We start from the raw sequence: 14,576 nt of genomic DNA on the forward strand, positions 1-14,576 counted from the left end.
AACGGGGGCTTTTTTTATTTGGCTGCTGTAACCGGATCAGTTCAGCTCGGGAGGCAGCGGCGCCTGCTCCGGCCGGAACTCGGCATTGTACAGCTCGCGGCTGTCAAACCCGCGGGGGTCCGATTTCTCGAACAGCCCCAGGGTGAGGCGATGGGCAATATTGCGGCCCTTGGCACCAGCGTAGTACTTGTAGTTGAAGGAGCCGTCCTTGCGGAACGCCGGGTGATCCGGGTAGTTGGTGCGCAGTACCGCCAGGGAGCTGGCTTCCAGCTGTGGCATTTCCAACAGGTGGTAGGACTGTACCATCACCGCCAGGGCGTCCGGCACGGCCGGGGTCTGCTGGAAGTTTTCCACAACATAGCGGCCGCGGTTGGCGGAGGCCAGGTAGGCATTGCGCTTGAAGTAGTAGTTGGCCACGTGAATTTCGTAGCGCGCCAGCAGGTTGCGCAGGTGGATCATGCGCTTCTGCGCATCCGGCGCATAGCGGCTCTCCGGATAGCGCGCCATCAGCTGGGCGAAATAGGCGAAGGATTCCCGTGCGGAGCCCGGGTCACGACGGGTCATGTCGGTGGGCAGGAAACGCTCAAACAGGCCGCTGCCTTCGGTGAAGGAGGCCAGGCCCTTCATATAATAGGCGTAGTCCACATTGCGATGCTGCGGGTGCAGGCGGATAAAACGGTCCGCAGCGGAGATGGCCGCATCGTTCTGGTAGTCGCGATAGTAGGCGTAGATCAGCTCCAGCTGCGCCTGTTCGGCGTAGTTGCCGAAGGGGAAGTTGTCTTCCAGTGCACGCAGGTTCTTGATCGCCAGTTCCCACTGGCTGGACTTCAGCTGCCGCTGAGCGGCCTCATAAAAGGCCTGTTCGGTACGGTTACCGGTGGGCAGGCCCTCTTCTTCCTCGTCCGTACTGGCACAGGAGGCTACCAAAACAGCCAAAAATGCGACACACAGGGTTTTCCAGGACTGTCTATTCCAAGACCGCATTGCCCCTCGCTCTATCATTATTCGTCTCAACCTTATTAAACTAGCCGCCCAAAATTCACCGGGGGCCGAAGGGCAGCTATTTAACCACAGCGCCCCGCCAGCCCAAAGTACAAGCAACCTGCTGGCAACCACATTTATTGCGTTACAGGACACTAGACCCTCTCGGATGAGCAATCAAATACAACTCGAAATTGAAGTGCCCGCGGAGTACGCCGGGCAGAGGTTTGACCAGATCGCAGCGGATTTGATCCCTGATTATTCCCGAGCGCGCCTGCAAACCTGGATAAAAGGTGGCCAACTTACCGTAGATGGCCGTACCGGCAAGCCTAAAGATAAGCTGTTTGGCGGAGAACTGCTGACTCTGAGTGCGGAATTAGAGGCTCAGGGGGAGTGGTTGGCGCAGGAAATGCCCCTGGATATCGTTTATGAGGACGATGCCATTCTTGTGATCAACAAGCCCGCCGGGCTGGTGGTACATCCGGCCGCCGGCAATCCGGACGGGACCCTGCTGAACGGCCTGCTGGCCCACTGCGCGGGCCAGCAGAATATTCCCCGCGCTGGTATCGTGCATCGACTGGACAAGGATACCAGTGGCCTGATGGTGGTTGCCAAGACCCTGCCGGCGCAGACGGATCTGGTGGATCAGCTCAAGGAACGCAGCGTCAGCCGCCTCTACGACGCTGTGGTGCAGGGCACGCTGAGTGGTGGGGGTACCGTGGATGCACCCATGGGCCGTCACAAAACCCATCGCCTGAAAATGGCGGTATTGCAGATCGCAGGAATGGGGGGCGCCAAGGAAGCGATTACTCACTATCGCTTACAAGAGCGGTTCCGCGCGCATACCCTGGTGCGCTGCCAGCTGGAAACCGGTCGCACCCACCAGATCCGCGTGCATATGGCGCATATCCGCCATCCGCTGATTGGCGATCCGCTCTACGGCGGGCGCAGCAAGCTGCCCGCTGGCGCCAGTCAGGAGTTGATCCATGCACTGCAGCAGTTCCCGCGGCAGGCTTTGCACGCTGCAGAGTTAGCGCTTATTCACCCGGAAACTGGCGAGCCAATGCACTGGCAGGCACCAATGCCGGAAGATATGCTGCAACTGCTCGAATTGTTGCGCGCGGACAATTTCTGATCCGCGGGCGCGTTGTCCCCGGTTTAACCTCACAGGACCTTTCCCATGTCAGCCGACCATTACCTCAAGCCCGACTGGCCCGCGCCCGCCAATGTGCGCGCCGCAGTTACTCTGCGCCACGACGGGCACAGTGAGGGGGATTACTCTGCGTTCAATCTCGCGGACCATGTGGGGGATGCCCCCGAAGCGGTGCAGGCGAACCGGGATCGGCTGCAGCGGGAATTGAATTTGCCGAATCCGCCCCAGTGGCTGGAGCAGATTCACAGCGATAAGGCGGTAGTGGCGCATTCAGATGGCAAGATTCTGACCGCCGACGCCAGCTATACCGGTGAGCCCGGAATAGTGTGTGCGGTGCTGACCGCCGATTGCCTGCCGCTGTTGATTTGTAATCGCGATGGCAGCGAAGTCGCCGCCATTCATGCGGGCTGGCGTGGCCTCACCGGTGGCGTGATTCGCGAAACCATCTACGCGATGAATAGCGAGCCGGAAGATCTGCTGGTGTGGCTCGGCCCGGCCATTGGTCCGGAGGCGTTCGAGTGCGGTGTGGATGTACTTGAAGCCGCTTTCGAATCCTCCCTGAGCGAATCCCATGCGGAAGCCATCGCCCAGTGCTTTGTGCCTCATTCCCAAAAACCGCTGCACTTTCTGGCAGACATTTACGCCCTCGGCCGCGCCGAGCTCGCCGAACTGGGTGTCGCGGAAGTTTATGGCGGAGACCGCTGTACCGTTTCCGAGGCCAGTGAATTCTTTTCCTACCGTCGGGATGGCAATACCGGCCGCATGGCTTCTCTTATTTGGTTTGAGTAAGTAACTTTTTGGTGGATGCGCTGCGCTTATCCACCTTACGGGTTTCCCATTCTCAGCGTCATTCCGGGCTTGACCCGGAATCCAGTGCTACGAAGCTGGATGCCGGATCAGGTCCGGCATGACGTGAAATCTATTTCTCGCCGTACTTCCCCCTTTAAAACCCGCCTCCTGCCCGCAAATTACTGATCAGCACTAGACTGTATTCGTCATTGCGTTTCCGCGCGTCGCCTGCCTTTGTGTCCGGCGCGTTTTATATCAGGAAGAGGATCACAAGAGGTTATTAACACATGCGCATCGACCGGATGACCAACCCATTGCAGGCCGCCATTGCGGACGCGCAATCCATTGCCGTTGGTCGCGATCACAATCAGATTCTTCCCGAACACCTTATTCAGGCTCTGCTGGATCAATCCAATGGCAGCGCCACCGCATTTCTGAATCAGGCCGGTTTTAATATCAACGGCCTGCGCAATGACCTCGCCAAGCGCCTGGATAGCCTGCCCACCGTTGGCACGCCCACCGGCGACGTCGGCATGTCTCAGGAGCTGATGCGCCTGTTCAATCTGGCGGATAAAAAAGCCCAGAAAAATGGCGACAGCTTTATCGCCAGCGAAACGGTATTGCTTGCAGCCTTTGACCCCGCTGCCGGTGCAGTGTCGAAAATCCTGAACGCCCACGGTGATCTGAAGCATCTTCAAGATGCGATTACCAAAATACGCGGCGACGAAAAGGTCAACGATCCCCAGGCGGAAGAAGCCCGCCAAGCGCTCGATAAGTACACCATGGATCTCACGGCGCGCGCCGAAGCGGGCAAGCTGGATCCAGTAATTGGTCGCGACGACGAAATTCGCCGCACCATTCAGGTTCTGCAGCGCCGGACCAAAAACAACCCGGTACTGATTGGCGAGCCCGGCGTGGGCAAAACCGCCATTGTCGAAGGCCTGGCTCAGCGCATCGTCAATGGCGAGGTGCCGGAAGGATTGAAAGACAAGCGACTGTTGTCTCTGGATCTCGGATCGCTGCTCGCCGGAGCCAAATTCCGCGGTGAGTTCGAAGAGCGCCTGAAAGCGGTACTGAACGAACTTTCCAAACAGGAAGGCCGCGTCATCCTGTTTATCGATGAACTGCATACCATGGTGGGCGCGGGCAAGGCCGAGGGCGCCATGGATGCGGGCAATATGCTGAAGCCCGCGCTGGCTCGCGGTGAATTGCACTGCGTTGGCGCCACCACTCTGGACGAATACCGCCAGTACATTGAAAAAGACGCCGCGCTGGAACGCCGCTTCCAGAAAGTGCTGGTGGACGAACCTTCGGAAGAAGACACCATCGCCATTCTGCGTGGACTGAAAGAGCGCTACGAAGTGCACCACGGTGTCGATATCACCGACTCCGCCATTATTGCCGCCACCAAGCTGTCCCAGCGCTATATCACCGATCGCCAGCTACCGGATAAGGCGATCGACCTGATCGATGAAGCAGCCAGCCGTATCCGTATGGAAATCGACTCTAAGCCAGAGGAAATGGACAAACTGGAGCGCCGCCTGATTCAGCTCAAGATCGAGCGCGAGGCAGTAAAGAAAGACAAGGACGACGAGGCCGCGAAGAAGCGTCTGGCGAAGCTGGAAGAGGATATCGACAAGATTGAAAAAGAGTACGCCGACCTGGAAGAAATCTGGAAAGCGGAAAAAGCCAAACTGGCCGGCAGCGCCGACATCAAAAACAAGCTGGAGCAGGCCAAACTGGATATGGACGCCGCGCGCCGCGCCGGCGACCTCACCCGCATGTCGGAAATCCAATACGGCGTAATCCCGCAACTGGAGCAGCAACTGAAACTGGCATCGGACAACAGCGATACCAGCGAAAACCAGCTGCTGCGCAACCGGGTTACCGACGAGGAAGTCGCGGAAGTCGTATCCCGCTGGACCGGGATCCCGGTCTCCAAAATGCTCGAGGGCGAGCGTGAAAAACTCTTGCGCATGGAAGAATCCTTGCACGATCGGGTGATCGGCCAGGACGAAGCCGTGGAGGCGGTGTCCAACGCGGTACGCCGGTCTCGCGCCGGCCTTGCGGATCCGAATCGGCCTAACGGTTCCTTCCTGTTCCTCGGCCCTACCGGTGTGGGTAAAACCGAGTTGTGCAAGGCATTGGCGCAATTTCTGTTCGACACCGAAGACGCCATGGTGCGTGTGGATATGTCGGAATTTATGGAGAAGCACTCCGTCGCCCGGCTGATCGGCGCGCCTCCTGGTTATGTTGGCTACGAAGAGGGTGGTTACCTCACCGAAGCCGTGCGCCGCAAACCCTACTCGGTACTGCTGCTGGATGAGGTGGAAAAAGCCCACCCGGACGTATTCAATATTTTGCTGCAGGTACTCGAGGACGGTCGCCTTACCGACGGCCAGGGTCGCACCGTCGACTTCCGCAACACCGTGGTCGTGATGACGTCTAACCTCGGTTCGGACCTGATCCAGAAATACGCCAGTGCCCGCGACGACGATGAAATCGATTCGGAGATTCACTACCGGCAGATGAAAGCGGCGGTGATGGACGTGGTTGGCGAACACTTCCGCCCGGAGTTCATCAACCGTATCGACGAGGTCGTGGTATTCCATCCCCTGGATCGCGCAGAAGTGCGCTCCATTGCCGAGATACAGCTGCAGAACCTGCGCAAGCGTTTGCTCGACCGGGATCTGAAAATGGAGATTTCCGACGAGCTGCTGGGCAAACTTGCCGATGTCGGGTTTGACCCGGTGTATGGCGCGCGTCCACTTAAACGTGCTATTCAGATGTGGATCGAAAACCCGCTGGCTCAGGATGTGCTGTCCGGGAAGTTTGTACCTGGGGACACCATTCATGCGACTTTGGAAGGGGATAAGGCGGTTTTTGAAAAGTAGCTCAAAGGTATTTGGGAAGGTGGCGGGGCCGGGTAGCAACTTGTGAGACCTTCAAAAACAGGATGTTTTTGCAGAGCCCCCAAGGATGGGTTTACGGCGTGTCTCACAAGTTGCTACCCGGTTGCGCCGCCGCCACCTGCGAGGAATCGAAGTGCTTACGCTTCAATGGATCTGATGTATGACACTGGCAAGGCAGCTATTTAACCGGCGCATGTTGTGGATGCTGCTGGCCTGCCTTGTCGTGTTCGGCGGTATCTTCGGTTTCAAATTTTTCGGCAATTACATGATGAACCAGTTTATGGACAACATGTCATTGCCCCCCGCCACGATAACCACCTCGCAAGTGCAGTCACAACGTTGGCAAACCCGCTTGAATGCGGTAGGTAGCCTGCGCGCCATTAATGGCGTCGACGTCACCACGCGCGCGCAGGGTGAAGTTAAAGCCATTTACTTTGAGTCCGGCCAGGCGGTCGATAAAGGCGCACTGCTGGCTGAACTCACCGCCGATCCGGAAACAGCACAGATTGAAGTACTGGAAGCCGAACGCAGATTGGCGGAGCGAGACTTTAAACGGATATCGCAGCTTTACACGAAAGGTGTCGCCACCCTTCGTGAATTGGATCAGGCCCAGGCCACCCTGGATCAGGTACTGGCAAACCTGCTTGTGCAGCGTGCCACGATTAGTGAGCGCACGATTATCGCCCCGTTCTCCGGTCAGCTCGGTATTCGCCAGGTTGATCTTGGACAAAACGTTTCACCAGGTGATGCTGTGGTATCACTGCAGCAGCTACATCCGATCTATGTGGACTTTTCCCTGTCCGAGCGGGACTTTACCCGGGTTACGGAAGGCCAAAGTGTCGAACTCACCGCGGCCGCGCTTCCGGCGCGTAAGTTCCAGGGGCGTATTACGGCCATTGACCCGGCGATCGACCCGCGCAACCGCACCTTTCTGCTGCAGGCCACACTCGAAAACCCGCAGCGGCAATTGCGCCCGGGTATGTTTGCCGATGTCGCCGTGAAGGTGGAAAAATTTCGCAATGTACTCGTGGTACCGCGTACAGCCATCAGCTATGCGCCCTACGGAAATGCGGTATTTGTTATTCGCAAGTCGAAGAGTAAAGCGGCAGCCAGTACCAACGACAAGCAGTTGATGGGACGTGAAAGTGGGAAGCCCGCCGAGTGGATTGCGATCAAGCGATTTGTGAAGACCGGCGAGGAGCGCGGTGACCTGATCGAAATAACCGAGGGGGTAGAGGCTGGTGACCAGGTTGCCACCAGCGGGCTGCTGAAATTGCGCAACGAGGGTGGGGTGATCATCAACAACGACAACCCGCCGCCCGAGCAGATCGCTCCGGACCCGGAAAACAGCTAGCGGGCGGCGCCTGCCGGCAAGGACGCCGAGTGCATTTTACCGACATCTTTATTCGCAAACCGGTACTGGCCTGTGTAGTCAGCCTGTTTATATTCCTGTTGGGGCTGCGTTCGACCTCCGAACTCAATGTGCGTCAGTATCCGGAACTGGAAAATGCCGTCATTACCATCAGTACCGTCTATGTGGGCGCGGATGCGGATTTGGTTCAGGGGTTTATCACTACCCCCCTTGAGCAAGAGATCGCCAGCGCCGATGGCCTGGACTATATCGTCTCCACCAGTATCCAGGGTATCTCGGTTATTCAGGCATATGTGCGGCTCGACTACGACCCCAGCGAAGTGCTCACCCAGGTTGCCGCCAAGGTAAACAAGCTGCGCGACGAGCTTCCGGATGAGTCGGAAGACCCGACGGTAGACCTCGCTGTCGGTGAAACCATCGCCGCCATGTACCTCTCATTTTCGTCTGAAATCCTCGACAACAATCAGATCACCGATTACATCACGCGAGTGGTGCAGCCCAAGTTGTCTACGATCGCCGGTGTGCAGCGTGCGGCACTGCTGGGAAACCGCACCTTCGCCATGCGCATATGGCTTAAACCCGCGGAAATGGCCGCGCAGGGTGTGACCCCGGGGGATGTCAGCAGTGCGCTGCGTCTGAACAATGTACTGGCCGCAGTGGGCAGTACCAAGGGATCGCGGGTTGCCATGGATATCCGTGCGGATACGGATATCGCCTCCGAGCAGGCATTTCGTCGCCTGGTAGTGCGCGCCGATGATGATCAGTTGGTGCGCCTTGAAGATGTTGCCGATGTCGAACTGGGATCTGAATCCTACGAAACCTCGGTGACCTTTAATGGGCGCTCGGCGACCTTCGTCGCAGTTGAGGTGGCACCGGATGCGAACGCCCTGGAGGTGATCGCTGAGGTTCGGGACAAGCTGCACAAGGAGATTTTTCCTCAATTGCCTGAGGGGATGTTGGGGGAGGTTCCCTATGACAGTACCGAATACATTCAGGACTCCATCAATGAGGTTGTTAAAACCATTGTTGAAGCGGTGCTGATAGTCATTGTTGTGATCTACCTGTTTCTTGGCTCTATTCGCAGCGTCATTATTCCGGCGGTGGCGGTGCCGCTTTCTATGGTGGGAGCGCTGTTCCTGATGCTGCTGATGGGCTTCTCCATCAATCTGCTTACCCTTTTGGCCATGGTGCTCGCCATTGGCATTGTGGTGGATGACGCGATCATAGTGCTGGAAAATGTGCATCGACACATTGAAGAAGGTATGGCGCCAGAGGATGCAGCAGTGCAGGGCGCCCGCGAGCTTGCCTGGCCGATCATTGCCATGACCACCACGCTGATAGCGGTATACCTGCCGATTGGTTTTCTCGGCGGGCTCACTGGCACGCTGTTTGTGGAGTTTGCTTTTTCCCTCGCCGGGGCTGTACTGCTGTCCGGTGTAGTTGCGCTTACCCTGTCGCCCATGATGGCGGCGAAGGTATTGCGGGCGGAGGATGGTCAACGCAGTAATCGCTTTGAGGCATGGCTCGAGCGGCGACTGGAAGGGCTTGAATCCGGTTACCGGCGACGGTTGCACGGTGCCCTGAACGAGCGGCTGGTCATTCTGGTTTTTGGGCTCATTGTTCTTGGCAGTTGCTATTTTCTGTTTGTCACGTCCCCCAGTGAGCTGGAGCCAAAGGAGGATCGCGGATTTGTATTGGGTATTGCCAGTGGTGACTCCTTCGCCACCCTGGATTACATGGAGCAGTACACCCGTCAGATCAATTCCGTGCGCGATCGACACCCGGAAGTCGAAAACCTTTTCCTGCTCAACGGTGTCGGTGGTGCGGGCAACAGTACCAATAGTGCGATCGCCGGTTTCGTATTGTCTTCCTGGAACAAGCGCGACAAAAACACCCAGGAAATGCAGGAAGTCATTAGCGGTGAGGTATCGGAGATCGCGGGTCTCAAGGTCGCGACCTTTGTGCCTCCCAGCCTGCCCACCGCCGGCGGTACCTTGCCGGTGGAGTTTGTAATTGGCACTACCGAGCCCATTTCCACGCTGGCCAGCTTTGCCGATGAAATTATGGAGCGCGCACTGGCCAGCCGACGTTTTATCTTCCTCGATGCAGACCTGAAGCTGGACAAGCCGCGACTGTCGGTGGTCATAGACCGGGATAAGGCGGCCTCAATTGGCATCACCATGGCAGATCTGGCGCGGGAGCTGGGGGCAATGATGTCCGGCGCCTACACCAACCGCTTCTCTCTGGAGAACCGCAGCTACAAGGTGATACCGCAGGTGGTGCGAGTGGATCGTCTGACTGGTGAGCAGTTAAAGCAGTATTACATTCGCGCCGGCGATGGCAGCCTGGTGCCGCTCTCCACACTGGTGCGGCTTGAGGAAACCGTAGAGCCGCAGCAGCTGAAGCGCTTTCAGCAGTTGAATGCGGTGACTATTTCCGGGGTTCCACGCCCCGGGGTGCCACTGGGGGAAGCACTGGGGGTTCTCGAGACTGCCGCCCAGGAGATTTTGCCGCGGGAATACTCTACCGATTACTCCGGGCAGTCGCGGCAGTACAAGAATGAAGGGTCTGACCTAGTGCTCACTTTCTTCTTCGCACTGGTCGTGATTTATCTGGTGCTGGCGGCGCAGTTTGAGTCCTGGCGGGATCCGCTCATCATGCTGATGACCGTGCCCATGAGTGTGTGTGGGGCAATGATTTTTGTCAGCCTCGGGCTCACCACTCTGAACATCTACACCCAGGTGGGGCTGGTTACCCTGATTGGTGTGATCTCCAAGCACGGGATTTTGATCGTCGAATTTGCCAATCAGTTGCAGCTGCAGGGGCGCAGTCGGCGCGAGGCTATTGAAGAGGCGGCGACTATCCGATTGCGGCCGATTCTGATGACCACGGCTTCGCTGGTTCTGGCCATGGTGCCGCTGCTGATTGCGGCAGGGCCCGGAGGTGGTGCGCGATTCGCCATGGGATTGGTGGTGGCTTCGGGTATGACCATTGGCACCCTGTTCACATTATTTGTGGTGCCGGCGATGTACCTGATGTTGGGGCGGGACTTCGGGAATAGCGGGAGCGTGTTGCGTCAGCAAAGCGACAGTGCGCGGTAAGCCCGCCTGGTCAGTGCCCGGCGGATTGGGCTCCGCCGACTCCGTGAATACTCAGCAGTTGTTTTGCAGAGCCTGGCGGGCTTGCTGGATTCGCTGCTGGCGCTCTTCCTCCGGCAGTACCCGGTAATTCCCGGAGGCATCCACTTCGCGTACGCGCGCATGGGCTTCCAGCTGCTGCAGTCGCTGCCGGGCACTCTGGCAGCGCTGCGCGCGGGCAGCCATTTCTGCCTGATTTACTGCTTGCGGCTCCTGCTGTTCATCATGGCCGGACTGTGTCGGCGCCGCCGTGGGCTGAGCCTTGTCATCCGGTTTGGCTGCGGTGGTGAGCTGCTGTTTCGCCTGCAGCGCCTGTTGCTCGCTCTGCCACTGACGGTATCGTTCCGACTTTGGCGCCTTGACCACTTCCACCTGCTCCTTTTTGGGGGGCTGGGATCCGAAGTGAACTACGCCGTTCTCATCCACCCACTTATAAATGCCATCAGCGTGTGCGGTTGCCATCAGGCCCAGAGAAAGAGTGAGGGTTGCCATCAGTGTGCGCATGGGGGGTCGCCTTTGTACTGTCTTGTTTTCGCAGGTCATTATTGTCGCATTGTAACGGGCGTCACCGGGTATCTCGCAACCCAGTTAACAATTTATAGGCGGAGGGCGCTTTGCTGGTGGGGCGGCAGTCGCGGCACAGTTGGCGAATTTGTGAATGGCGGTCACGCTCTGGTTGACACTGGCAATTCAAACTGGACAATTTGCGGTTCACTCGGCGAAGTAGATGTCACCGCAACACCCCGCGGCCCGCACTCTCTCCCCAGTGGGTTAAGCACCCACTACCTCCTGCCGAGGAGGCCCTCCCCATCTGGAGGCCTTGGGGCCCGCACCCCGGTTCCGCGACCGGTCGGGTTCCGCGCAGTTTTGGCATTGCCGTGAAGTTATCCTAAAAAACGGGCTAATTCTGCGTTTAAGGCTGATATTTATCACGCTTTTCCTTTAGAATCGCCGTCTGGCTTTCGCGCCACCCGGCTATTCTGTGGTTTGTGGATGATGCGGATCCTAACAAATGGGAATTATTGAGGGGGCTCAAGTGGAATTACTCTCCGGCGGCGATATGTTGGTTCGCGCGCTGCAGGATGAAGGGGTAGACCTGATATTCGGTTACCCCGGCGGTTCGGCGCTGCATATATACGATGCCATCTTCCGACAGAAAGGCATCAAGCACCTGCTGGTGCGTCACGAACAGGGTGCAACACACTCTGCAGACGGTTATGCCCGGGCAACCGGCAAGACCGGTGTGGTGCTAGTGACTTCCGGCCCCGGTGCCACCAATGCCATCACAGGTATTGCCACCGCCTATATGGACTCCATTCCGATGGTGGTGATCTCTGGTCAGGTGCCGTCGGACAAAATCGGTGAAGACGCTTTCCAGGAAACCGACATGGTCGGCTGTTCACGCCCGATCGTGAAGCACAGTTTCCTGGTGAAAAAGGCGGAAGAAATCCCCGAGGTGGTTAAAAAGGCGTTTTACATCGCCTCCACTGGCCGTCCTGGTCCCGTCGTAATCGATATTCCCAAAGACGTCACCAACCCCGTTGATCGTTATCCTTACGCCTATCCGGAAAAACTGCGCATGCGCTCTTATACGCCTGCGGGTAAAGGCCATACCGGCCAGATCCGCAAGGCGGTTGCATTGCTGCTGGCCGCCAAGCGCCCGGTAATTTATGCCGGCGGTGGTGTGGTGCAGGGGGATGGCTCCGAGCTGTTGACGGAACTGGCGCAGCGGCTGAATTTCCCGGTGACCAATACGCTGATGGGGCTGGGTGCATTTCCGGGTAGCGATAAGCGGTTCCTTGGCATGCTGGGTATGCACGGTACCTTTGAGGCCAACACCGCGATGCACCATGCGGATGTCATTCTCGCGGTGGGCGCTCGTTTCGACGATCGGGTGACCAATACTCCTAACAAGTTTTGCCCGGGTGCCAAGGTGATCCATATCGATGTGGATCCTGCCTCCATTTCCAAAACTATCACTGCCGATGTGCCGATCGTGGGCACCGTGCAGTCGGTATTGAAAGAAATGCTGGAGATGTTGAAAGCCTCCAAGGATATGCCGGATCAATCCGCGATCGTGGACTGGTGGCGGCAGATCGACGACTGGCGCGAGCGCCATGGACTTTACACGGCGCCGCGCTACCGTACAGATGGCGATATGCTGATGCCGCAGGAAGTGATCAGTGCGGTGCACCAGATTACCAATGGTGATGCCTATGTCACTTCCGATGTTGGTCAGCACCAGATGTTTGCTGCGCAGTACTATCTGTTCGACAAGCCCCGTCGCTGGATCAATTCCGGTGGTCTCGGCACCATGGGCTTCGGCCTGCCGGCGGCCCTGGGGGTGAAGGCGGCACATCCGGATGCGGAGGTCGTCTGCGTGACCGGGGAAGGCAGTATCCAGATGTGTATTCAGGAGCTGTCTACAGCAACCCAGTACAACCTTCCGGTAAAAATCCTGTGTCTGAATAACCAGGCCCTGGGCATGGTTAAACAGTGGCAGGAAATGCAGTACGAAGGGCGTCTGTCCAACAGCGTGTATGAAGAGTCCCTGCCGGACTTTATCAAGCTGGCGGAAGCCTACGGGCATCTTGGAATGAAGATCGAGCATCGCGACGAGCTCCACGGCAAGTTGGCCGAGGCCTTCGCGATCAAAGATCGCACCGTGTTTATCGATGTTTATGTCGACCCGTCTGAGCACGTCTACCCCATGCAGGTCATGCCAAATGGCTCCATGCGGGATATGTGGCTCAGCAAGACGGAACGGACATAAAGGGAGGTAAACAGGATGCGCAGAATCATTTCAGTTCTGATGGAGAACGAACCCGGTGCACTGTCGCGGGTGGTTGGCCTGTTTTCCCAGCGAGGCTACAACATTGAGAGCCTGACGGTAGCGCCAACCGAGGATGCGACCCTGTCGCGTCTTACCCTGACAACGATCGGGGACGACCACAAGATTGAACAGATCACCAAGAATCTGAACAAATTGATCGATGTGGTAAAGCTGGTGGATCTGACAGAAGGGTCCCACATCGAGCGCGAGCTTCTGCTGGTAAAGGTCCGTGCGACCGGTGCGCAGCGCGATGAAGTCAAGCGCAGCGTGGATATATTTCGCGGCCAGATAGTCGATGTCACCAGCAACATGTACACGGTACAGGTGTCAGGTACCAGTGAAAAACTCGACGCTTTCTTACAGGCGCTGGGCGAGCACACCATTATGGAAGTGGTCCGTTCCGGGGTGAGCGGGATTGCCCGCGGTGAGAAAATTCTCAGTATTTGAGCGTCAAACATTGAAACAGGAATTTCCGGGGTCTGATCCCGGGCTGAAATTCAAAGCACACTAAGCAGGAAGTAAGTTATGCAAGTTTACTACGATAAAGATTGTGACCTCTCTTTGATCAAGTCCAAGACCGTTGCCATCATCGGTTACGGTTCTCAGGGCCACGCCCACGCCAACAACCTGAAAGACTCCGGTGTGAGCAACGTTGTGGTTGGTCTGCGCAAAGGTTCTGCTTCCTGGGCGAAGGCAGAGAAAGCGGGCCTGCGCGTAGCGGAAGTTGCCGATGCAGTGAAAGACGCTGACGTAGTGATGATCCTGACTCCGGACGAGTACCAGGCTGGCGTATACCGGGAGCAGGTTGCGCCGAACCTGAAAGCTGGTGCCGCCCTGGCATTTGCCCACGGATTCAACGTGCACTTTGAGCTGATCGAGCCGCCGAAAGAGGTCGACGTTATCATGATTGCCCCGAAAGGCCCGGGCCACACTGTGCGTTCTACCTACCTGGAAGGCGGCGGTGTTCCGACCCTGATCGCGATCTACCAGAATGCTTCTGGTAACGCCAAAGAGCTGGCTCTGTCCTACGCCTCTGCCAATGGCGGCGGTCGCTCCGGTATTATTGAAACCAACTTCCGCGAAGAGACCGAGACCGACCTGTTCGGCGAGCAGGCGGTACTGTGTGGTGGTGTATCCGCACTGGTGCAGGCTGGCTTTGAAACCCTGACCGAAGCGGGTTACGCGCCGGAAATGGCTTACTTTGAGTGTCTGCACGAACTGAAGCTGATCGTCGACCTGATGTACCAGGGCGGCATCGCCGACATGCGCTACTCTATCTCCAACACTGCAGAGTACGGTGACTACGTAACCGGCCCGCGTATTGTGACCGAAGAGACCAAAGCGGAAATGAAGCGTGTGCTGAAAGATATTCAGACCGGTAAGTTCGCTAAAGACTTCA

At 57.4% G+C, this 14,576-nt stretch carries 10 protein-coding genes (1 of these 10 running past the window's edge); 8 read left to right on the plus strand and 2 right to left on the minus strand.

Translation table 11 applies throughout. The annotated features are described in order from the left end of the window. Window positions 1-36: 36 nt before the first annotated feature. Window positions 37-984 (minus strand): outer membrane protein assembly factor BamD, encoded by a 948-nt coding sequence (locus ACYX4K_RS01220; protein ID WP_475090597.1) that lies wholly within the window; start codon window positions 982-984, stop codon window positions 37-39. 166 nt (window positions 985-1,150) lie between these two features. Here ACYX4K_RS01220 and rluD point away from each other — a divergent pair, with 166 nt between their 5' ends. From rluD to ACYX4K_RS01245, 5 genes are all read left to right on the plus strand, one after another. Beyond that, a complete protein-coding gene (gene rluD / locus ACYX4K_RS01225; RefSeq protein WP_475090596.1) occupies window positions 1,151-2,116 on the plus strand; it encodes a 23S rRNA pseudouridine(1911/1915/1917) synthase RluD in 966 nt (321 codons plus the stop codon). A 45-nt stretch (window positions 2,117-2,161) separates the two neighbouring features. Continuing rightward, entirely contained in the window at window positions 2,162-2,923 is a 762-nt protein-coding gene (gene pgeF, locus ACYX4K_RS01230; RefSeq protein ID WP_475090595.1) for a peptidoglycan editing factor PgeF, read from the plus strand. A gap of 287 nt (window positions 2,924-3,210) precedes the next feature. Beyond that, window positions 3,211-5,817: an ATP-dependent chaperone ClpB gene (gene clpB, locus ACYX4K_RS01235; protein ID WP_475090593.1), complete on the plus strand. Its 2,607-nt coding sequence runs from the start codon at window positions 3,211-3,213 to the stop codon at window positions 5,815-5,817. 178 nt (window positions 5,818-5,995) lie between these two features. Continuing rightward, on the plus strand, window positions 5,996-7,189 hold the full coding sequence (locus tag ACYX4K_RS01240) for an efflux RND transporter periplasmic adaptor subunit (protein ID WP_475090591.1): 1,194 nt from the start codon (window positions 5,996-5,998) through the stop codon (window positions 7,187-7,189). A gap of 29 nt (window positions 7,190-7,218) precedes the next feature. Next, on the plus strand, window positions 7,219-10,308 hold the full coding sequence (locus ACYX4K_RS01245) for an efflux RND transporter permease subunit (RefSeq protein ID WP_475090590.1): 3,090 nt from the start codon (window positions 7,219-7,221) through the stop codon (window positions 10,306-10,308). Between the two features lie 51 nt (window positions 10,309-10,359). On the opposite strand, the gene ACYX4K_RS01250 is transcribed toward ACYX4K_RS01245, so the two are convergent. Next, window positions 10,360-10,848: a DUF4124 domain-containing protein gene (locus tag ACYX4K_RS01250; protein WP_475090588.1), complete on the minus strand. Its 489-nt coding sequence runs from the start codon at window positions 10,846-10,848 to the stop codon at window positions 10,360-10,362. 532 nt (window positions 10,849-11,380) lie between these two features. On the opposite strand from ACYX4K_RS01250, the gene ACYX4K_RS01255 reads away from it, so the two are divergent. From ACYX4K_RS01255 to ilvC, 3 genes are all read left to right on the plus strand, one after another. Further along, complete coding sequence (locus ACYX4K_RS01255; RefSeq protein ID WP_475090586.1) at window positions 11,381-13,117, plus strand: acetolactate synthase 3 large subunit; 1,737 nt, start codon at window positions 11,381-11,383, stop codon at window positions 13,115-13,117. Between the two features lie 15 nt (window positions 13,118-13,132). After that, the gene (ilvN, locus tag ACYX4K_RS01260) at window positions 13,133-13,624 is read left to right on the plus strand and encodes an acetolactate synthase small subunit (protein ID WP_043320882.1); all 492 of its coding nucleotides are present in this window, start codon (window positions 13,133-13,135) and stop codon (window positions 13,622-13,624) included. Window positions 13,625-13,702: 78 nt separating this feature from the next. Then, window positions 13,703-14,576, plus strand: partial view of a ketol-acid reductoisomerase gene (gene ilvC / locus ACYX4K_RS01265; RefSeq protein WP_475090584.1) — the 5' portion only. It continues 152 nt past the right edge of the window; only the first 874 of its 1,026 coding nucleotides appear in the window; its start codon is at window positions 13,703-13,705; its stop codon lies off the right edge, out of view.

It is taken from the genome of Microbulbifer sp. ABF4_107, from assembly GCF_056312215.1.

Bases quoted from the DNA above. Each gene is read 5' to 3' on its own strand.
- ACYX4K_RS01220 (WP_475090597.1), bottom strand. From the start codon at position 984: ATGCGGTCTTGGAATAGACAGTCCTGGAAAACCCTGTGTGTCGCATTT.
- rluD (WP_475090596.1), top strand. From the start codon at position 1,151: ATGAGCAATCAAATACAACTCGAAATTGAAGTGCCCGCGGAGTACGCC.
- pgeF (WP_475090595.1), top strand. From the start codon at position 2,162: ATGTCAGCCGACCATTACCTCAAGCCCGACTGGCCCGCGCCCGCCAAT.
- clpB (WP_475090593.1), top strand. From the start codon at position 3,211: ATGCGCATCGACCGGATGACCAACCCATTGCAGGCCGCCATTGCGGAC.
- ACYX4K_RS01240 (WP_475090591.1), top strand. From the start codon at position 5,996: ATGACACTGGCAAGGCAGCTATTTAACCGGCGCATGTTGTGGATGCTG.
- ACYX4K_RS01250 (WP_475090588.1), bottom strand. From the start codon at position 10,848: ATGCGCACACTGATGGCAACCCTCACTCTTTCTCTGGGCCTGATGGCA.
- ilvN (WP_043320882.1), top strand. From the start codon at position 13,133: ATGCGCAGAATCATTTCAGTTCTGATGGAGAACGAACCCGGTGCACTG.